The following is a 22161-nucleotide window of genomic DNA, read 5'->3' on the forward strand; positions in this document are numbered from 1 at the left end:
ATCCTCGCTTTCGTACCCCTACGGGGATACACGCTCAACGGTTGGTGCAGGTCAAGAGAGTGTAGTTCAAGTGACTAAGGTCAAGAGCGGAGCAGTACGCTACGCTGCTGCAAGACCCAGACCCAGTGCAAGAACCAGACAAGAACTAGAGGCAGAACCACAGTCAAGATAAGAGCGGAGCAGTACGCTACGCTGCTGCAAGACCCAGTTCAGGATCAAGTGCTAGAACTGCCTGGAGTTATTGGTTCCCAATTGTTGCTTTTACTATTATTCTTAAGCGGAGCAGCTCACGCAATCTTCGACTTCCAAGCTTTTGTTGCGGACATAGTAGACGGTTTTCAGGCCGTTTTCCCAGGCAGCCATATACAGCTCCAGGAATTCCTTTGCGGACAGCTCAGGTGTGATATAAAGATTGAACGATTGAGCCTGATCGATATGGCGTTGACGAACGCCTGCGGCTTTGATGCTCCACAGCTGATCGATCAAGTGGGCTTCTTTATAGTACCACATCGTTTCAGCATTAAGATTAGGTGCTGTTTGCGGGATAACGGCGTTTTTCTTCTCTTCGACGAAAAATTTGTTGAAGATAGGATCGATGCCTGCTGTGGAGCCGGCAATCAATGATGTAGACGCTGTTGGTGCGATAGCAAACATCCAGCCGTTACGGACGCCGTATTTAGCGACCTGTTCCTTCAGCTCCAGCCATTCAGGGCTGTTGTAGCCGCGGGACTCGAAGTAAGCGCCGGTTTGCCATTCGCTGCCCTCGAATGCACGGAAGGCGCCTTTTTCCTTGGCGATTTCCATGGAGGCTTTAACGGCGTAATAGTTCATCCATTCATAAACCTCGTCAGCTTTGGCGACGTGATCATCGGTCTCCCACAGGATTTTGAGCTGTGCAAGCATTTGGTGATAGCCGCTTGAGCCGAGACCGACAGCACGGTATTTTTTGTTCGTAATTTCAGCTTGCGGGACTGGATAGTAATTCAAGTCGATTACGTTGTCCATCATCCGCATTTGGGTGGTTACGACACGCTCGATATCTTCCTTTGTGTACGCGCGGCCCAGGTTAAGTGAAGACAGGTTGCAGACGACGAAATCGCCGCTTTTGACTTGATTGGTAATGATGCCGTCCTCGTGCTGGGTTTGCAGCAGCTCGGTTGGGCTCATGTTCTGGCAAATTTCGGTGCATAGGTTGGAGCAGTAAATCATGCCGGCATGTTTGTTTGGGTTGGCACGGTTAACCGTATCACGGAAGAACAGGAACGGTGTGCCGGTTTCGAATGCGCTGGTCATAATACGCTTCATGATATCAATTGCCGGAATTTCGTCTTTGGAAATTTTGTCATCGTTGACGCACTCCAGGTAACGACGTTCCCATTCTTCACCCCAGCTGTCTTCAATGGAATAACCCTTGACCTTGCGAACCTCGTGTGGATCGAGCAAGTACCAACTGCCACGTTCCTGAACGGTTTTCATGAACAGATCGGGAATGCAAATGCCCGGGAAAATATCATGAGCCTTCATCCGATCGTCGCCGTTATTTGTTTTCAGGTTCAGGAAGTCAAGTACGTCCTTATGCCAAACGTCGAGATAAACCGCGACAGCACCGGAGCGGACACCTAATTGGTCAACCGCAATAGCGGTGTTATTGTAGTTTTTGATCCAAGGAATAACGCCGCCTGCGACGCCTTTGTAGCCGCGGATATTGGAGCCTTTGCTGCGTACTTTACCCACATAGATACCCATACCGCCGCCATGCTTGGAAACCTGCGCGAAGCTTTGATCCACATTGTATATGCCCCACAGATTGTCCGGAACGGTGTCAATAAAGCAGCTGGACAGCTGATGCAGCGGTTTGCGCGCATTAGCCAATGTTGGCGTAGCCACGGTCATTTCCAAATTGCTCAACACATCGTAGAACTGCTTCGCCCATTTGAGCTTGTCCGTTTCCTTCATGGCCAAATGCATGGCAACACCCATGAATAGCTCTTGAGGCAGCTCAAGTACTTCCTTGTCAAGGCCGCGAATGAGGTAGCGGTCTGCCAATGTCTTGAGTCCAATGTAATTTAATAAATAATCACGTTCAGGCTTGATGTAAGTACCGAGCTCCTGAATTTCCTCGCGGGAATAATGCTCAACAATATATTTCCCGTATAAGCCCATATCGGTTAAATATGTAATCAGCGAGTACAAATCGCCATAGCCGAAATGTCCATATTTGCGGTTCAGGCGAGCTTCTTTATATAAATCATACGCAAGCAGCTTGGCAGCAACATATTGCCAGGTGGGCTGCTCCACGCTTGTTTTTTCCACAGCAACTTGTATGAGCAGTCGTTGAATTTCTTGGGTGGTAATTCCATTGCGAAATAAAGGCAGCAAGGCGGTTTCCAGTTCAAGCGGATCGCATTCCGGATAGGTTTCACTGGCGAAATCGATAACCTTTTTCATTTTGGAAAATACTAGCTCTTCTTTAGTGCCATCTCTTTTGACAATAATCATCGTGCTATCTACTCCTTCATTGAACAAAAATAAGATGAATTTTGGTACGGTGTCTGTTCCCAGACAAGGAAAAAGCATGTTGTCCTGTTAACGAAACAGGAACATGCCAGTCATCAGCTGCATGCATGGAGTTAAAAAGTTTGTGCAAAACACATTGACAAAACAAATGACATATGATAGTGATTCACACAAGATCTAGTTGCTTTTGAAGCTGTAAAATGAATTTACCTCAATATATGGTGTCGTGTCAATGTCTTAATTTTCCCTTGAAATAGTCCTGAAATTGTTTACTTTATAATAAATGGCTGTATTTCGTCATAATCGGTCATTTACGGATAAAAAAGCGATATGTTGTAAATACACCCGAAAATCGACTAAATAAAAAATAGTCGGTTAGACCTACTGCATAGGATCATTCAATAGATTTAATTCCCTGGCTTGCGAGACAGCTTTCGTTCTTTTGTTTACGTCCAGCTTACCATATATATTTTGGATGTGGTTTTTGACGGTCCCAATAACTACACCCAATTGGTCACCTATTTCCAGGTTGGACATTCCTTTAGCAACTAAATTTAATACTTCCAACTCCCTTGCCGTCAGTGGTTCAACAAGAGAGGCACGTATTTTAGGTGAAGTGGTCGCTATTGGAATCGTAGTTTTTCCAAATGATTGCAGCAAAGTAAACACGAAATAAACTTGAAATGAGAGCATTTGTAATACATCGATCCTATCCGCCGTAAATGCATGAGTCGTTAGATTATTTTCCAGATACAGAATCAAGGTGGGATGGCCCGGCTTGACAATGGGAAGACATAGGATTGATCTGGGCTGCTGCTTGACGATATAGATATCATCCGAGAATTGAACATCCATGCGTGCATCATCTAGGGTAATGACTTGTAAAGTTTGGTTTACGTAGCTTATTACAGCTGTTGGCAAATACTCACAACGATCCAAGGGAGTTGATTCCAAAGACGTGTGGAAGCTGTCTCCTGCCTGTACGTAAACCTTGGTGAGCAGGGAGGTTCCTTCTGAGACGAGTAGACAACCTCTTTGTGCCCCGGCATTTTCGATAAGTATACCCATCAGCTTAAATAGCAGCTGCTCCAGATCGATTTCATTGGAAAAGGATTGAGCAGCCTTTAAGATGCTGGCTAAATCGATAGAGTCGGAGGATTCTTTGGTTTCAAGTGTCATATTCATCACAAACTCAGGTTGAATCGTCTCCTTCGCAGACACAAGGTCCGGATATTTGCTTAATAAATCACGGGCTTTTACCAGTGCGCCCCAATTGATATAGCCTTCATACGCATCGGTCATGTAAACCCGGGCTACTTTAACGATTCCTTTAGCCAAATACAGCTTTGCAAAAAGCTCATTTGCTATAGCTTCGTTCTGGATATAGCCGCCATCACGGGCCGCCACGATCGATTCATGATACATCGTTATCGATGTTGATTCATCTCCGGATAGTCGTGCCATCTCGGCAGTAATTAGCTTATACTTATGCATGTAGTAGGAAGGATTAACTTCTGCCCATTGTTTCATTTTTGATTGGTAATGCTCAAGCTTGATCCAATGCTGCTGCTTCTCCACAGTCGTAAACGTGTCCCAAGCCGCGCTTATAGCCAGAGAATAATAATAATGATGCTCTGGCAGATGCGCGAGGAACGAGGCATATTCGATGAAAGCAACAGCACATTCAGCTGCTTGAACAGCTTGTGAGTAGTTTCCGAGTAAATAATGGATTTGAGTTTTATACGTGTAGTTTCTGAATGATTGAAGCGCTGTAAATTCCGTTCCACCAGACTCATTAATAACGGAGCTATGCTCATTCAATTGGTTAATATCCAAAGTGATCATGTCGTTGGTTAGACCTTGAAGATCGGAAATCAGCTGCAAGTAATTATAAAAGGTGACAATGCGTAAAAGATTCCCCGTTTGGGCGATCGTTGATAAGTAGGACTGAACAAGATCGTACAGCTCACCCAGCTTCTTGCGTGTATACGTATAATTCACATGGTCGGCCATTGCCAGGCGGGCATATATAAAATCTCCATAGTTCATACTCAATTGGATCGCTTGCATCCAATAAGCTTGGTTATGTCCTTCATTGTCTTCCCATTGGTTAAGCACCTTGCCTACCATAAAATGAATTTTACCTTGGTAAGATGGGATCTGATATTTCTCTGAAAGCCGATAGGCCGCTTTAGCTAGCTGTAGTCCGGTATTACATTTTCCCAGAACAAAGCTTGTATGAATCCCATATGACCCATAGGCCAAAGGAGCAGCGGGGCAGCTGCCATGCTCAAAGGAAAGTTCCATATATTTGGAAATAAGCAGGGTGTATACATCCTTGTCGGAAACCAATGTAGGGAGTACTAAGGTGAGCATCAAATTCATTGCAGCCAAAATGTCCGGTTGGGTCACCTCTGGCAAATCGGATAGCATGTGGATATTTTGGTCGATCAGCTCTTGGGCAGCCTCTCTTTCCTGAATAACGGCTTCAGTACTTGGATAGCGAGGAATAACTATTCCATACTCCTGCAAGCTTTCCAAACCAATAGTGATTGCATTGGCGTTTCTCCCAATATTGACGTAATGCGTAAGCTGGATGAGACGAACCTGGGTGCGTTCACTTCGGCAGCGGGCCCTCTCCAGCATTGCCTCAACAAGCAGTTCCGCAGCGGCAGAGCTGCCGCCGAGATAAAGACACTCGAGGTGCTCCAAAAAAATCTCAAAACAAAATTCGAACTTAATACTCCAGGCGTCCTCCTGAATGAAGTGAACGGCCATTTGAAAATAACGGGAAGCTGCTTCAAAGGCAGATGAAGCCTTTGCTTTACGTCCTGCAAGGATATTAAGTTCAAGAAGGAGCTCACGAGGCGGCACATAAACGACACTATGGATGGTTTGATTATAATGATTGGCTATTTCTAACGAACTTGTGTCACTGTCCATAAAATCAGCATGCTCACGCATGTAGGTGCCTGCTTTGAGATGAGCCTGCATTCTCTGCTCCTCATCCATAATCGAATAAGCTGCTTGCTGAATCCGATCATGCATAAATTGATACATCAAGGGTTGGTCTAGAAAATACCCGGATGCCTTCATCCCGATAGAGCTTTCTAATAAGCGGCTTGCTGGTTCACTGAGAGGTAGAATCAGTCCTTCCATGACAGCAGACTTCAAGTCTGCGGCAGCCTGGAAGTAGTCTTGTTCATTCATGGCAGCGACTATGTTTAAATCAAACTGGTTGCCCAAGCAGGCTGCAAGACTCAACACGATTTGGGTGCTGCTCGGCAGTCTGCCAATTTTGTCTATGATAAATTCCAGCATTTCATCGGAATGCTCGATAGTTTCTATGCGTTCCATATTCCATTTCCATAGATGATCGCAAGCGTCAAAGGTTAGAAATTGCTCCTTATAAGTAGATTCGAACAGCAACTTGAAGAAGAACGGATTCCCGGAGGATTTGCGAAACAGGGCGGCTGCCAGGTCCCACGATTCCTGAACTTCGCAATACAGTGTATCTGCAACCATCCTGTTCAGCTCAGCCAAGGGTACTGGACTCAATTGAATGGTATGAACGGACAAACCGGACTTTAGCAGCTTGTCCATTTGTATGGCGGTCGGATGGGAATTACTAACCTCATGATCCCGATAGGCGCCAATAAAAAACAAATATTCAATTTGCGGGTCCGTCATGATAACTTCCAGCAGTTGTAAAGACGCTGGATCAGCCCATTGGATATCATCTAGAAAAATAACAAGCGGATGTTCTTTGCTTGCAACAACTTGAACAAATTGGCGAAATGCAAGCTGTAAACGATTTTGCGATTCGATAGGCAGCAAAACTTCTGCTGGAGGTATCATTCCGATAATTTGTCTAAGCTCCGGAATAACGTCGGCAATGACAGCTCCATTCGTTCCCAGTGCTTGAATAAGCTGCTCTTTCCAAAGAACAAGCTTGTCGCTATGCTCTGACAAAATCCCTCCAATTAAGCCGCGGAAAGCTTGGATGATCGGTTCATACGGAATGTTCCGATTCAATTGAACGAATTTCCCGGAAATGAAATACCCTTTTTGTTCAACGATCGGTTTATATATTTCTTTGATTAACGATGTTTTACCAATGCCCGCGTGTCCCGTAATGAGCACTGCTGCTTTATTACCGAGATTTATGAATCTCTCAAAGCATTCCAACAGTTGAGAAGTCTCCAGTTCGCGTCCGTACACCTTTTGGGGAATATCAAAATTACCGATCAGACCGGCATGATCAAGCGCAAAGCTGGCGATGCTTCCTGTTTCGGACCATTGTTTATAGCAAGCTTCCAGATCAACTAATAGGCCATATGCACTTTGATACCGCTCTTCCATGTTTTTGGCGATCAGCTTCATAATGATCTTGGAAACGAGTGGGGGGATTTTTTCATTATATATGTCAATCGGGATGGGTTCTTTTGCAATATGAACGTGAATCCATTCAATCGGGTCTTGAGCTTGAAAAGGAACACGGCCTGACAGCATCTCATATAAAGTAATTCCCAGAGAATAAAGATCAGATCGATAATCTACCGTACGGTTCATTCTTCCTGTTTGTTCCGGCGACATATAAGCTGGTGTTCCTTCATATGCCTGATGAGCCAAGACTAGACTGGTGGTAAGACCCAATCCGCATAGCTTCACTTTTAGAGTATCAGGATTTATCAGGATGTTACCGGGATGAATATCTTTGTGAATAAGTTGATGATGATGAAGCTCGCTAAGAGCTCTGCTAAGCTGAATCGCTATAGGAAAAAACACTAGAGTGGATACTGGTTTCGATTGAAGGTAGGCTGTGAGGGGGATGCCGTCGAAATCCTCCATAATGAGAGCAAGCTGGGCTCCTTGTTTCTCTAAACCAACTGATTGGAGGATACCGTCCAGTACCAAACCCTTGGAAATTTCGTATTCGTGAATCAGCTTTGTAATGTCATCAATATGAGGAGATACTGATGTAAGAGCTTTGATTAAGACATAGGGACCCTCAGTATGGGCATAACCTCGATAAAGGATATACTTTTCGTGCTGGGCAACTAATTTCGCGCAAGTATATCCATTAAAAGTAAGCATATGAGTATCACCTAATTATTCATGTAGTTAGTTACTCTATAGTAGCACATGAGAGTAGACAAGAAAATAAAATCGTTATGTGCCGATTTATCTTCTTATGGTTCTTGGCGGTTCCAAATCTTTGAAAATCTTGTTATCGGTGATCACTTTTTGGACGAGCGCAAACTGCTTTCGGATATTTATTGGCTGCGGGACCAAGCTAGGAAATTGAAGTGTGACATTAACGTGAAAAATTGGTTTGTGGCTCGTGTATGTGCTACATTTAAAGGAATAAGCTCGGTATTTGGGTAATATTATGCGTAGTCATTGTTCATGAACAACTGCAATCGGAATCATACTTTGACCGTGTAGCGGCACGAATTTACCATACTCTAAGGAGACAAAGATATGAACGAGAAGGAAGCGCTCGTCAGATTTGGCATTTCAATGCCGCAGTCGTTGATCGAACAATTCGATGCCATGCTGGTCAGCCAAGGATACGATAACCGTTCGGAAGCTGTTCGTGATTTGGTTCGCAGAGCGCTGTTGGCTCCGGGTCATATTCAGACTGAACAGATGGCTGCGGGAACGATTGTCTTGGTATACGACCATCATGTCAGCGATCTGCCTATGGTTTTAACCGATCTTCAGCATCAATATCACCAAGAAATAAATTCAAACTTGCACATTCATCTGAATCATAATCAGTGCCTTGAGGTAATTGTAGTTAGAGGAATTGTCAGTCGGCTCCGTGATTTGCAGCAGCGTATCCAAGTGTTAAAGGGTGTAAGCTATGCTGAGCTATCAGTAACTCATGTCGATGAGTCGGATACCGCTGTACATGGACATCATCATCATGATCATGATCATGATGGACATCATCACAATTAATTGTAAAGGGGATGAACCTGTGACCACTTTATTTACACTAGCAGAAGCTAATGCATTGATTCCTTTTGTGAAACTGGAAATCGAAACTTTGCAAGGCATTAAACAGAAATATCGTGAAAAAAACGATGAGCTCCAGTTATTGAAGGCTTACTTTCGCAAGCATCAGCCACCTGCGGGCAGAGATCCATTTTTCACACTGGAATGCGAAATGGACTTTTTACAGATGGAAGGCAATACCATATTGAAAAGCTTTGAATTAAAGGGTGCGCAATTAAAGGACATTGACAGTGGACTGGTTGATTTCCCTGCCATATTGAACGGACATGAGGTATTGCTGTGTTGGAAGCAGGGAGAGGACTGCATTACGCATTATCACGGTAGGGATGATGGATTTGCAGGCAGAAAAAAGCTTGCCGAAGATTAACCGGGGATTGCACGAGGAGGATTTGGAAGCATGCTAAGCGTATGGATAAAGGATCTGGGAAAGCAAGCGGTGTATGTTCAAAGATGGAAAGGACTGCTTCTTATCAGCTTGTTTGTGTTTACCCTGCTGTTAGGAATACCTCAAAACGTAGGAGCCCATGCCGGCTTGCTGGAGTCCGTCCCACCAGCCAATGCGGAGCTAGATCAATCACCTGCCCAAATCGCATTAATCTTTAACGAACGTCTGGAAGAAGGCGTGTTCTGGATTAGAGTTATGGATACCAATAAAAAACAGGTTACCGCCAACAAGGCGCAAATCAATCTGGAACGCACAAAGCTGACGTTGGATCTGCCCAAGCTAGGGCAAGGCAATTACTTGGTTAGCTACCATGTAATTTCTTCGGATGGTCATCCTGTAGATTCGACTTATTTGTTCGCTGTCGGGCAAACTCTAAGCAATGTACAAGCGGGTACAACGGATGAACATTTACATAATCAAGGTCTTTCCACTGGAGTTAAATTTACAGATATTATTCATTTTGTCTCGAGAGTCATTTATTATGCTTTTATGCTGGCTTTTACCGGTTGGGTACTGTGGCTGCGTTTTAGCGGAATAAAAGGTGAAAATACAAGTTCGGCGCTTCAAGGCTGGACACTTCAGCTGCAAAGAGGTTTTGTCGTTGCTTTTATTTTTATGATGTTCACACACTTGTTTGCGATGGTAGGTGATGGAGGCTCAGAGGCTCTGGCTATGCTGTTCACCCATACGAGTATCGGATATGTATGGATGGCCTCGTTAGTGCTGTCACTCCTCGGGTTTGTCGTGTTATTCCGCAGCTTATTGGTCGATCTGTTGTGGGTTGTTTTCATTTGGTTTTTCAAAAGCTTGAACGGCCACGCGGCTGCCTTTGAGCCTGTGAATCAAACCATTTTGCTGGATGTCGTTCATCTGGCTGCTGCATCGCTATGGATAGCGGGATTGCTGATGCTTCTGGTGTTGTGGAAACGGAGCAGAGACGAAGCGATTGCCCTATTCCCACGCGTTTCAGGGGTCGCACTTGCAAGTCTCGCTATACTTGTCATATCCGGTGTATTTTCGGTATTTATTATGCTGCCGGATGTATTCTATGTGGTTGAAACGCAATGGGGTAAGCTGCTGCTGTTCAAAAGCGCGCTTGTACTGCTTGTTATTGTTACCGGCTCGCTGCTTCGCTTTTACCATAGACGCAACGGTTATTCAAAGATTGGCTCCTTACTTAAAATAGATGCCGTCTTGGCGATGCTGATCGTTGCGATTGTCGGTATATTCACCTATTTAACGCCGTTGCCAACAAACGAGCCTCTAAGCTGGCATGTGATGGGTGAAAAGATTCATATGACAGCACAAATCTCGCCGAATAATCCTGGAGTGAACGATTTTACGGTGAAGATATGGCTACCGGAAGAGCTTGGCAAGCCAAAGCAGGTTTTGTTGAAATTGCAGGATATGCGTTCACCTGAGATCGCACCACTTGAGGTACCTTTAAAGCTGAGCGAAAATAATAATGGGTTGGAAGAAACCTATGGAATGAAGCAATATACGTATAAGTCACGTGGAGCTTATTTACCGTATGCAGGTTATTGGAAACTCGAAGTGCGCGCTATGAACAGTAACGATGATGAGACGGTATATGAAAAAGAAATACGTGTATTTTAGTCATCAGGAAGTAATATTAAAGGCCTACTATCTTGAAGATCGATAATAGGCCTTTTGGTCTATCTTCCTATTGTCGAATTTAATCGAAAAAGGTAGAATGAGGATATAGACGGAGTGAGGATATTCCTTTAAGGAAGCTGAGGCACATCATGAACAATAAAAGGATTACATCCAATGAAGCCGAAAAGATAAATATGTGGACAAGCCGAAGGATGGGATTTATCTTCTTGCTGTGCTTATGGTTGGTTGCTGTCTGTACGAATACTGTGATCATCTCATCCAGCTATTTACTTGGAATGGAATTGGATTTGTTGGATTATTTGCTGACAGGCTTTGTTCTGCTCATAGTGGCTCCATTCGTTTATGTGATTGCCAGACGAAGGGAAATGGAACCCGTTTATTTCATTCTTATGCTGATCCTGCTTTATGCTGCTGCAGAGTTGATGGAGGAAGGTTTCGAACATATAACTCCGTTTGCGGACAAACATAAGGGTGCATTATATGGTATTTCAGGACTGCTCTTAATCATGCTGCCGCTGCTTGTATTTGCTCTTATCGATATGAGGCATCGGAAAAAGATAGAATCAAAGCTGTTTTACCTCGCTTATCACGACATGCTTACAGGCTTGCCCAATAGAAAAATGTTTGAGAAGCACATAGAAAGTACGATTGTACGTCACAAACAAAACAATCAATTATTGGCTGTTCTGTTCATTGATCTGGTCCGTTTTAAAAATATAAATAATACTTTCGGGCATGTCTTTGGGGATCTGCTTCTTATTGAAGCGGCAGATCGTCTACGCAGCAGCTTGCGCTCGGTCGATCAGATTTCACGGCCAGGTGGCGACGAATTTTGTGTGCTCATCGAAGAATTAACAAATGTGGAGGATGCACACAAAATCGCTCAAAAGCTGCTAACCCAGTTAACACTGCCTTTTAAGCTGCAAGGGCATGAACTGCGAATTGGCTGCAGCATCGGCATCGCGTTATATCCTGATGACGGGGGTGATCCTGTCACGTTGATGAAGAATGCGGATACGGCGATGTGTCGGGTCAAAGAGCTTGGAAAGACCGGATTTCAACGTTATACGGCAGAGATGAACGATACGGTCATTCAAACCTTGATCATGGAGGAATGGTTGAATAAAGCGTTCGAGGAAGAACAATTTGCCCTGTTCTATCAGCCCCAGATTAACATTGATAATAACCGAATCATAGGAATGGAGGCTCTGCTGCGCTGGAAGCACCCCAATCTTGGCTTAATACCTCCTAGTGATTTCATACCGTTAGCAGAGGAAACTGGACTCATTATTCAAATCGGAGAATGGGTGTTGCGTACGGCTTGCAAGCAAAATGTGGCTTGGCAGCAGGCAGGCTATGAACCGATGAGGATGGCTGTGAACATTTCACCTATCCAGTTTCATCAAACCAGCTTTGTCGATGTTGTGCTGGAAGCTTTGGAGAACAGTGGTTTGGACCCGCAGTATTTGGAGCTTGAGATTACGGAAGGCATTGCAATGTTCCAAGTCGATCAAGTCATACATAAGCTGCAGACATTGCGCAGCCATGGTGTTCAGATTTCGATAGATGACTTTGGAACAGGTTATTCTTCATTAACGTATTTAAAGAAGTTCCCGATACATAAGCTGAAAATTGCTCAGGAGTTTGTGAGGGATCTCACCTTTGATCCGGATAATGCGGCTATTGTTCAGGCAATCATCGCTATGGCCCACAGCCTGAAGCTGGACGTTATCGCAGAAGGCGTAGAAACACATGAACAGCTTGAATTCCTGACGAGTGTCCAGTGCAGAGAAATTCAGGGATACATTTATAGCAGGCCCTTGCCTGCGCATGAGCTTACTCAGATGATGCCGACGATTTCTACACCAAGTCTTGTGTAAGAGAAATTAAAAAACACTTCAAACTCACTAGTGACGTGGAGTTGAAGTGTTTTTATATCCATATCTAAGTCTACATGTAACATTCTCCCTACAGCTTGGCTGATGCGTTAGGCAGCGCAAGCTGCTCATTTACCTCACTTGTCTGTGTAGAACGATAAGTCAGATAGAAAAGCATCCGTATAATCGCTATGCTTATAAAGCAGCCCCAGATCGGTAAAAAGGCGATTAGAACACCAGCCATCAAAGCCCCAATTCCATTTCCCAAATTCATGACTAATTGAAAGTCGGAGAAATAAGCCATCTCCTTGTCGTGCCGTGCAGCTTCATTCATCATCATGGTCTGTGAAGAGACTTCATGAACAGCCAAACAAACACCTACCCAGCCCTGAATAATGAGCAGCAGCCAGAACGATTGAATAAATCCATAAGGTACTATTGCAAGTGCCATGCCAATAACGGCAACGCCATATACCTTAAGAATTCCGTAGCGATCCATCAAACGTCGTGCAACGGGAAGCAGCAAGGTGGAGACGACCCCCGCCGTTACAACGAAATAAGCGATTTGTGCGTTGCTGAGCTTGAGCACATTGACATGGTAAATAACGAATAAAGGTGCTACCATGGCGACTCCCGTATTATTAAGACCCATCCACAAGGTTCTACGGTCGCACTCTCGAAAAGGATGAACCTTGGACAATTTGATTTTCATTTTTTCTCGAGGGGCGAGCTCGGCAATAAGCGACATTCCGGCAAAAGTGGCAAAGCAGCCGATCAGCATGGAAATGACATAGTTTTTGGGGAACATCCAGTTGAAAATATCAAGGAAATGCCCAACGGTGAAGCTGCCTATAGTCACAATAATAATTCCGATAATTTTATTGTTGCTAAAAATTCGTGGAAATTCCGACGGTGCCACCCATTTTCGTAAAATGGCTGGCTGCTGAGCACTGCTAATCATGACGGAAACCGCATTGATTGACCAAAAAATCATCAAATAAGGAATCGGATTTGGGAGCAGTACAGAAAAAGCCATGCACAAAAATGCACCCTGACGCACATATCCACTTGCCAAAAAAATACCTCTGGTTAATGGGAGCTGTCGCGTAAGAAAAGCTAGCGAAAGCGCGCAAAACAGAGGTGGAAGCGAATTCGACAATGAAATTTGAAAATTAGTAGCTCCCAGACGGGCGATAAGCACCCCAAGAAAGGTGAAGAAAAATACGCTTTTCATGTTTTGCAATCCGGCATCCAAATAAATGCGAGTCGATACTTTCATCTGCTTCAAAACCTTTCGTGTTCAGGGCGGCAGAGGCAGAAGTTGGCCCTATAAGTATGTTCACGGATTAGCATACCTTGATCAGCGCTTCTTTTACATGGACGGTGCTATTCAATAACATGGATTATCTGACTCTGTCTTTACGATGTTACAATCAGGCTTTCCAGCTTTGCGGGTGATTGTCGGATAGGTACTGGGCAGCTGCGGCATTGGAGATCACCTGCTCCGCGTTTTTGCAGCCAGGTATGACAGCAGTAACAGCAGGATGCTTCAGGCACCAAGCCAAAGCCCAAGTAGCCATATTCATGCCTTCTGGCACTTCGTGCTGTCTGATTCGCTCGGCTTCCTCCAGCTTGCTTATCGTTAGATCCCGATCATGAGCGTTGCGTACGTCATTGTCGGCAAATACCGCACCTGGCTTGTATTTTCCACTCAAATAACCGCTGGCAAGCGGAACACGAGCCAAGACTCCAAGATTTTGCTCAACACAAGAAGGGAACACACGCTCTTCAGGTTTGCGGTCCAGCCGATTATAAATGACCTGAATCACCTCGGAGCCGACCTTATTTGACCGTTCTGTCTGGTATACATTATCATTGCTGCCGATGGAGGTACCCAAATGACGAATTTTACCTGCATCTACCTGCTTGTGGAGCAAGGACCATAGCTCGTCTTGATCGAAGGCTTCATCTGTACCTGAATGGAATTGATATATATCGATATAATCTGTACGCAGCGCTCGAAGCGACGCGTCCAATTGGGAGATAACCTCCTGCGGGGACCAATGCTGGGAACGGTTCATATGCTCATGAAATTGGTGGCCAAACTTCGTTGCAATCACCCAGTCCTCGCGGCGTCCGCGTTCCACATAGCTCCCGATAAGTGATTCCGAGGTATGGTCACCGTAGCACTCTGCCGTATCGATCAAATTAATGCCCGATTCCTTGGCCTGATCTAGAATAGCATCAGCTTCCTGCTGCGTATAATTTTTACCCCATTCCCCTCCAAGCTGCCAGGTGCCAACCCCTATTACAGATACTTTCAACTTTGTTGAACCCAATTGACGATATTTCATTATGTATCCCTCCACGAATTATGGTAATGCTTTAATTAAACGATATTTGCATAAAGGATGTCAAAAGCAGATAATAAAACAAAAAGCACACAAGGAGAAGATTAGAGAAATGCGCATCCGTTTATTAGTACCCGTTATAGTCCTATCCCTTGCAGCTGCCATGTTCACAGCTTGCACCTCCAACTCCAAGACACCAGCACCCAATGCTCCGCTGGAGCCTGCTACTTTGCAAGGGCAATCAGAGCATTGGAAGGTAAACGTGAATTACTTGGTTAAAGAAAATGCGTTGGAGGAAGTGTCTTCGATCCAATACTTAGCCACAGATGAAATTAGTGAAGCAACGGTAACGATCACCCATAAGGATCAATCTCCCTTAACATACCATGTGGATTATCCTGAACTGCTAAAAGGAGGACAGGCTATTACCCTTGGTGAAAGAGCGAAGGTAGCTTCATGGAAAGATACGGAGAAAATTACTGTTGATTGGAAAGTGGGGTCTTACAAGTTTACTGAGTACGTCACCCCAACCCAAAAGACTGCAGCGCCATGACCCAATTATGCATCATACCGTGTGGGTCCAGGAAAATTTGGGACATTCGCACAGATGCTGGGCCGACTCAAGCCAAGCATGCCTACGTAGGTGCATTTCATAAGGCTTGCCAGCGCTACGCAGTGTCCTTCTATACCGATTGGGTCATTCTTTCTGCCAAACATGGTTTTCTGCTGCCAGAAGATATCGTACCGTCCAATTACGATCTGGCCTTCAATCACAAAAGCACAGACGTAATAAGTATTGCTTCACTACGGCAGCAGCTTGTAGATAAAAGGCTTGACCACATCAAAGATATCGTCATGCTCGGCGGTAAAAAACACGCTCGCGTCATGAGTCAGCTCTACGATCCAAGCTGCAGCGTCACTTATCCGTTGAGTGACTGTAAGGGGATAGGCTATATGCTGCAAAAGCTGAACAACGAGCTGTTAGCGGCGTCTTCATCACAAAAATACGTTTGACTTTAAGAAGCTCGTCTACCATGAACCCCATTTGGGATCAGTGTAGACGAGCTTTTTTGGTGCATCTCAATGCTCCTGTCGCAGTCAATCCCTTCTGGACAATCGCGATAAAACGCTTTATAATCAATGAGCAGGTAACGCGACACTTTGATGTGCGGATACCGTTCATGCGGGTGTAGTTCAATGGCAGAACTTCAGCTTCCCAAGCTGGTGGCGAGGGTTCGATTCCCTTCACCCGCTTACACGAAAAACTTACTCAATTTTGTTAAGTGGTCACATTAAAACCGGATTTCATCGAATAAGCACACTAACTGATTGTTCACTATACAATTGGGAGGTGTGCTTTTTCTTATGCTTATTAAATTTGCTACAAAGGATTTTATCGCTGATAAACAATACAAGAATTTATCTTTAAAAACCATTGAAGGTTACGAATCTGTGCTATCTATGTTTCATGATTTTGCCTTTAAACATGAAATCTTGAATGTAGAAGATATCAGTCAGATGACCGTTAAAAATTTCTCATGGAACTTCAAAAAGAAAAGGGCAATAACGCAACGAGTCGTAATAACAAGCTTCGTATATTAAAGAACTTTTTTAACTGGTGTCAAGAGAATGAGGTCATTACTGAAAAACAAAATATCTGCAAGAAAGTGAACTATGCAAAAGAAGATATTGTGTTGCATCCATTCAGCGATCATCACATTGAACAAATGCTTGGTTACTTACGTAGAAACAAGCAAAGGGAAAGAACTTTCTACTCCTATCGAGACTATTTGATTATTGTGTTTCTGCTTGGTACAGGCGTTCGCTTGGGTGAAATGGTTACCCTTAAATGGAATGATCTTGATTTGAAAAATGGATCGGCTTCTATTATTGGGAAAAAGAGGGAACTTTCATCTGTTCCACTAACAGAAAAATTGTACAAAGAACTTGCTGAGTTTAGAGTGTATTGTGAACAGCATTTTGGTGAACTTTCTACATATGTTTTCCCGACTCATACGAACACTCAGCTTGGAACAGAATCTGCCAAAACCATGTTTAAGCGGCTCAAATCGATATTAAATTTCAAAGATGTGAGATTATCAGCGCATATTTTTATAACATCATTTGCTGTGAAATGTATACAGAATGGGATGGATGCTTTCACTCTGCAAAGGTTATTGCGTCATTCGGATATTTCTATGACGAACCGCTATGTTCGTATGTTTGGTACTGCATTAAAATCTCAAAATGATAAGTTCAATCCGTTGAACGATATCAAGTTGTAGGATGGATGCGAATATGACGAATGAAATTTTGGATAATGCCATTTCTCTCAATCGCTTATTGTGGATATTGGACGATGAGTCATTTAACAAACTCTTAGCCATCACACAAGCCCATTTACGGCTTGTTAAAGAACATAGTGAGATTGTATTACCAGAACGCAGACAAGCTATCAGAGCCGAAATTGAGCGTCTGAGAGTGAAGAGGGATTCTATACTGGTATCCTTTGAACAGGAAGACATGGCATGAGGGAATCAAATGGAGAAATATGAATAGCTTGTTTGCGAAGAAGAAGATTTAGTTTTCAAAATAAGACCTATCTGCAAGTAGTTTCTGCCTTAATGATGTTGATTCATCAGCGCGGCACAGCCGATCTTCATCTGCTGACCATTGAGGATATCATAACTACAATGCATTCAGTCGAAATCATTTATCTCGCTGAATTACTACATCTTAGTAAATATCCATCAATAATCCAAGCCGACTATTAAAGATTCTATTCTTACCTTCCATCAGTCACCCATTCTCTATAAATATATAGTAGCGTATGGGTGACTATTACAAGATACATATATAGGCTCATTATTTTACCTGTTGAACTGGAATTGCCGATTACACATAAGCATGTTTAGCTATAGATTCCTAATATATGGTATCATTATCTTTGATTATGTTGAGACTTATCATTTACATGTGCTGTTAAATGTGTGCGAAATGAGGAGAGATTACATGCAAATAACAATTGAAGATAATAGTCTGATGTACATCTATTTGAAATCCAAAGATAATCATGAAAAGCTTGGGAAGTGTGTATCTGATGTAAAGTGTTTTCTACTGTATGATATACAAGAAAATATTGTTGGGTTCAAATTGATCAACACGCGCGACAATACTGACATTAGCTTAAATGGAATACCACTAATAGAGACAATCAAGCTACCTACCGTTGGTTATATAGATACTCCTCAACATAATGCTTCTATAACAGAATCCGAGAATGAGATCCTTATAATGTTTGATGAAAAAGCTGTTATTTATCAAGTTAGGGAAGATGAATGTAACATTGATTTATGTAAAGAAGGCATACTTGGTATAGAGCCAACACCGTTTACTTATATAGGGGGGAAAGAAATCATAAAGCCCTTTATAATAGAAGATATACCATTGACATTAACTAAGCTAGAGTAGCCGAGCTAGATTCTTCTTATCAACTGTACGATGCCAGACAACGTAAAATTGAGCCTATCAGATTAGAACCACAGATAAGGCTCTTAATTATGTAGCACTTTGAATGGGTTAATCAAAGCACGTTATAGTCGTATAAAAAGATACCCCCAGAAGGGTAATATCAATCATCTGGGAGTTATCTAATGTTAAATTAAAAACTTACTTGAAATCTGTATCGTCTTACAGTTTTCACAGAGTATTTTCCTGACTTATTCGTCGAGTAACATTTCTTGCGATATAAGGTGGTTTTTTGCGTTTTTATTCAAAATGCTACTATGAAATAATCAGTTTCCTCACTTTCTTGATGGCATACACTTACCTCAATAGAATATTTGTCCTCCCGTAAAAATTCAAATTAATCCATAATATAACAACAATATGATATAATTATTAATTATTACAAGCTAAATTAAGAGAGAATCGTTTTCATATAAAAGAAAACATTTTTAAATATAAAATCAAAAAGTGGTGCAAATCTATGGAATTTAACTACGACAAAAGCAATTTTCTACTTAATATTTTCTTTATCATGTTCCCATTAATATTTTATCAATTTTCAGTCCATGAAAAGATGAGTGAGAGGAAAATTTCAAAAAATGTCGTCATTTTTTCTTTATTTGCCACCCCAATGATTTTATGTATGTTCTTTCCTCCTGTAGAAGTAAACGACTTAATATTTGATCTAAGAATTATTCCCTTGATATTAGGGTGTTTTTATGGTAACTCCATAACTTCTGTCTTGTTATTTTTCTCGCTTATTGGTGTTCGTTTTATGATTGGCGGTACTGGCGCATATTTAAATTTAGTCTCCTCCACTTTATCTTTCATTGTAATTATTGCTTTATCAAAAAAGTACCATTCGTTTCGATTAATTCATAAAATTCTCCTATCCTCCATACTATCTTTTGTTTGTAAAATAATTGGCATATCCAGTATTCTGATGATTAATTCTGATTACAGACTACGATCTGCTTTTATATTTTATATTGTTCAAAGCTTATTCATGGGCTTAGTTGTATACATTATTGAGTCAATTAGAAGAAACGCTGAACTAAAAAAAGAATTATTATTTTCAGAAAAAATGAACATTGCCAGTGTTATTTCTGCATCTGTTGCACATGAAATTAGGAATCCGCTTACATCAGTAAGAGGATTTATTCAACTACTGACTCAAACCGAATTAAATCCTGAAAAAAAACAGATGTACGGTGAAATTTGTTTAGAAGAAATTGATCGTGCTGAGCAAATTATTAATGAATACCTATCATTAGCAAAGCCGCAACCCCAAGTTGAAGAAAAGTTGGATATCGGTACGGAAATTCAACACGTTTGCAATATTTTAACATCCCTTGCAAACCTTACAGGAGTAGAAATAGAGGTAAAACATGATTTTAATTTATTTGTATTAGGTGATCGACAAAAGCTAAGGCAAAGCATTATTAACATTGCTAAAAATGGTATAGAAGCGATGGCAGGTAAGAGCGGAGTGCTTAAAATTGAAGCCTATAGGAGAAACAATGAGGTGATTCTCTCCATTAGCGATACTGGAATTGGTATGACAATTGACCAAATTAATCGTCTGGGGGTCCCATATTTTTCCAACAAAGATAAAGGTACTGGTCTTGGAATGATGGTGTCATTTAGCTTTATAAAAGGTATGTTGGGAAAAATCAATGTGAAAAGCGAATTGGGAAAAGGAACAGTATTTGATATTTCCTTTCCCTTAAAAATATAACCAAGTGAGGATTATCTATCTATTAGCGAAAGAACGCTTGCAGGGTTTGAAGCCGCTAGAGCCAGAGGACGTAATGGTGGAAGACCTGTCAGCGATCAGAAGAAGATGGAACAGGCATTAAAGTTGTATAATGCTGAAAAACATACTGTGAAAGAGATAGAGGAGTTAACAGGAGTTAGACGGGCGACTTTATACAGGGCAATAACAAAGAGTTAGCACGATAATCTAATTGGCTCTCAGTGATTTGAAACCACTATAGTTCGAGAATATCACAGTTTATTGGAGGAAGATTTTTGTGGAATACACTCACACAGCCCAACCAATGCTATACTTTACGATAAAGATAACTGAAATATATAAGCAAACAAAGTAATACACCACCAAAGATAGTAAAATAAAGTAAATGAAGTGGTATCAAGAGTATGTAGCTGATTTCCTTGACTATTTAATGAAGCAAATATTAAATTGCCAACATACAAACTCACTGCTAGAATGCAAATAACTACATTTTGAATATTAAGGGAGATAAGAACATACATATGTTAAAGAAAATTGGGAAAATCGCCTACAATGTAAGTAAATATTCATCAGTTCAAGGTATTATAGCGCATACAATATATGAAAAAGTTAAGGAAAATTCAGAAGAAAAGAAAAAGATGAATGAGATAAAAAGAAAACAAGAAGATGCTATTGCGGATAGGATTCGCACATCTAGAAAAGTCGAGATGTATGAAACAAGTGACACGGAAGGTGAAATTAGCGGAGGATTCAAAGGTGAGTCCGAAATCAATGGCAAGGTATTTGGCAAGAATGGGAAATCACGCAAGATAATATTTGAAGATTAAAGTCCAAATACGCTGACAGTCCTAAAAGTGGCTTTAGCGTTTTTTTAACAATATGATAATTTATTTTGGAAGGTCTATAACATTTTTGAATTGCATTGAGCTGTTCTTGGTATACAGCAATACTTGTTGCTTTGCCAAATGAGATAAGCGGAAATGAAAATTAATAAATAGGCGGCTTTTCAAGTGAGGACATTAGTGTCATTCAAAGTTTAAGCGGTCACAGTTAGCGGATATGATTCTACGCTACAGTATGCCTAGTGAGGAAGATAAGCAGAGAGCGGTTGAACGTATATTTAAGGATTAGTCACCTTTGAAGGGTGGCTTTTTTTGTTTATTTTGAATGGGGGGGTAGATTACATCAAAATGAAGATGCCTGAATGGTGACAGTGGTAAAGCACTTCCAGCGACCGACTATGAGCAAAATTTGAAATGATACGAGTAACAAATAAATTCCAACATATAGTATAATGGGATAACGGACATTGATGGAAAGATATGATTTTATTATTTGAAAATTCCGTTGTTCGGACAGATTTACAGGATTTCTTTTCTTACAGATCGCCCTAGAAATAGACAATTGTAAAAAGTGTTATTATTGAATGGATATTACTGCATAATGGAATAAAATATACTAATGTATAGAGGAGATACTAATGGCTCGACCTAGAGTATTTGTGAGTTCCACTTTTTATGATCTAAAGTATGTACGAGCAGATTTAGAAAGATTTATTAAAGAATTTGGTTACGACGCTGTACTGAATGAAAAAGGAAAACAGCACTCCATAGATTACAGTTGCAGCAACTAACAATAACAGTTTATGTCTAAGTGAAACACATGGTTAGTGTTCAATTCTTGAAACCGTTGAAAGATATGACTACTCAGGTATTAACAATATAGTAAGCTTCCCAAGCTGGTGGCGAGGGTTCGATTCCCTTCACCCGCTTACACGAAAAACCCTTGATCATAAGGGTTTTTTGTTTGTTTATTTTTCGACAAAAAGGGGGTGTATTTAGGCGTTGGTGTCCGAGGCTGATGAAGGGGCTAATTGGTCGAACCGGTCTGCGAAGCTACGACTTATTAATTTGGATTTGCTCATTTAGATGTCGGTTGTTGTGGATAGCTTGGCATGCCGGAAGGATGTCTTTTGTGGCTTCACCTATTCAATCGGTAACACGGCTTGCTCGAATTCTGCCAGAGCCCAGCTCAAGTTCCCCTTTG

Annotated in this window: 17 protein-coding genes and 1 tRNA gene; 14 read left to right on the forward strand and 4 right to left on the reverse strand. The window is 42.0% G+C overall.

The genetic code is table 11. The features are described from left to right. Positions 1 to 273 precede the first annotated feature (273 nt). Complete coding sequence (locus tag BM210_RS09290) at positions 274 to 2499, reverse strand: ribonucleoside-diphosphate reductase subunit alpha (protein WP_091167291.1); 2226 nt, start codon at positions 2497 to 2499, stop codon at positions 274 to 276. A gap of 399 nt (positions 2500 to 2898) precedes the next feature. After that, complete coding sequence (locus BM210_RS09295) at positions 2899 to 7614, reverse strand: helix-turn-helix transcriptional regulator (protein WP_091167293.1); 4716 nt, start codon at positions 7612 to 7614, stop codon at positions 2899 to 2901. Between the two features lie 387 nt (positions 7615 to 8001). On the opposite strand from BM210_RS09295, the gene nikR reads away from it, so the two are divergent. The 4 genes from nikR (at position 8002) to BM210_RS09315 (ending at position 12504) form a co-directional block, all read left to right on the forward strand. Then, positions 8002 to 8484, forward strand: a complete 483-nt coding sequence (nikR, locus tag BM210_RS09300; RefSeq protein WP_091167294.1) for a nickel-responsive transcriptional regulator NikR — start codon at positions 8002 to 8004, stop codon at positions 8482 to 8484. 19 nt (positions 8485 to 8503) lie between these two features. Beyond that, positions 8504 to 8908, forward strand: coding sequence for a DUF2203 domain-containing protein (locus BM210_RS09305; RefSeq protein ID WP_091167296.1), 405 nt, complete (start codon positions 8504 to 8506; stop codon positions 8906 to 8908). A 30-nt stretch (positions 8909 to 8938) separates the two neighbouring features. Then, a complete protein-coding gene (locus tag BM210_RS09310; RefSeq protein ID WP_091167297.1) occupies positions 8939 to 10603 on the forward strand; it encodes a copper resistance CopC/CopD family protein in 1665 nt (554 codons plus the stop codon). A gap of 149 nt (positions 10604 to 10752) precedes the next feature. Further along, positions 10753 to 12504: a putative bifunctional diguanylate cyclase/phosphodiesterase gene (locus tag BM210_RS09315; protein ID WP_091167299.1), complete on the forward strand. Its 1752-nt coding sequence runs from the start codon at positions 10753 to 10755 to the stop codon at positions 12502 to 12504. A gap of 88 nt (positions 12505 to 12592) precedes the next feature. On the opposite strand, the gene BM210_RS09320 is transcribed toward BM210_RS09315, so the two are convergent. Beyond that, positions 12593 to 13780: an MFS transporter gene (locus tag BM210_RS09320; protein WP_091167300.1), complete on the reverse strand. Its 1188-nt coding sequence runs from the start codon at positions 13778 to 13780 to the stop codon at positions 12593 to 12595. 154 nt (positions 13781 to 13934) lie between these two features. After that, the gene (locus BM210_RS09325) at positions 13935 to 14855 is read right to left on the reverse strand and encodes an aldo/keto reductase (RefSeq protein WP_091167302.1); all 921 of its coding nucleotides are present in this window, start codon (positions 14853 to 14855) and stop codon (positions 13935 to 13937) included. 109 nt (positions 14856 to 14964) lie between these two features. On the opposite strand from BM210_RS09325, the gene BM210_RS09330 reads away from it, so the two are divergent. The 10 genes from BM210_RS09330 (at position 14965) to BM210_RS09375 (ending at position 21748) form a co-directional block, all read left to right on the forward strand. Continuing rightward, positions 14965 to 15405: a hypothetical protein gene (locus BM210_RS09330; protein WP_091167304.1), complete on the forward strand. Its 441-nt coding sequence runs from the start codon at positions 14965 to 14967 to the stop codon at positions 15403 to 15405. Further along, complete coding sequence (locus tag BM210_RS09335) at positions 15402 to 15866, forward strand: DUF6884 domain-containing protein (protein WP_091167305.1); 465 nt, start codon at positions 15402 to 15404, stop codon at positions 15864 to 15866. The genes BM210_RS09330 and BM210_RS09335 overlap by 4 nt, the downstream gene beginning before the upstream one ends. 169 nt (positions 15867 to 16035) lie before the next feature. Beyond that, positions 16036 to 16106 (forward strand) — tRNA-Gly (locus BM210_RS09340). Between the two features lie 284 nt (positions 16107 to 16390). Then, entirely contained in the window at positions 16391 to 17137 is a 747-nt protein-coding gene (locus BM210_RS09345) for a tyrosine-type recombinase/integrase (protein ID WP_256223422.1), read from the forward strand. A gap of 13 nt (positions 17138 to 17150) precedes the next feature. Then, positions 17151 to 17384, forward strand: a complete 234-nt coding sequence (locus BM210_RS09350) for a hypothetical protein (RefSeq protein WP_091167306.1) — start codon at positions 17151 to 17153, stop codon at positions 17382 to 17384. Positions 17385 to 17864: 480 nt separating this feature from the next. Then, entirely contained in the window at positions 17865 to 18323 is a 459-nt protein-coding gene (locus tag BM210_RS09355) for a hypothetical protein (RefSeq protein WP_091167308.1), read from the forward strand. 517 nt (positions 18324 to 18840) lie between these two features. Beyond that, complete coding sequence (locus tag BM210_RS09360; RefSeq protein ID WP_091167309.1) at positions 18841 to 20097, forward strand: sensor histidine kinase; 1257 nt, start codon at positions 18841 to 18843, stop codon at positions 20095 to 20097. A gap of 21 nt (positions 20098 to 20118) precedes the next feature. Then, the gene (locus tag BM210_RS09365; RefSeq protein ID WP_143101031.1) at positions 20119 to 20313 is read left to right on the forward strand and encodes a helix-turn-helix domain-containing protein; all 195 of its coding nucleotides are present in this window, start codon (positions 20119 to 20121) and stop codon (positions 20311 to 20313) included. A gap of 323 nt (positions 20314 to 20636) precedes the next feature. After that, on the forward strand, positions 20637 to 20942 hold the full coding sequence (locus tag BM210_RS09370; RefSeq protein ID WP_091167311.1) for a hypothetical protein: 306 nt from the start codon (positions 20637 to 20639) through the stop codon (positions 20940 to 20942). 653 nt (positions 20943 to 21595) lie between these two features. Beyond that, the gene (locus tag BM210_RS09375) at positions 21596 to 21748 is read left to right on the forward strand and encodes a DUF4062 domain-containing protein (protein WP_218184908.1); all 153 of its coding nucleotides are present in this window, start codon (positions 21596 to 21598) and stop codon (positions 21746 to 21748) included. Positions 21749 to 22161 lie beyond the last annotated feature (413 nt).

The organism is Paenibacillus sp. 1_12, from assembly GCF_900114475.1.
In the GTDB taxonomy this organism is placed as follows: domain Bacteria; phylum Bacillota; class Bacilli; order Paenibacillales; family NBRC-103111; genus Paenibacillus_S.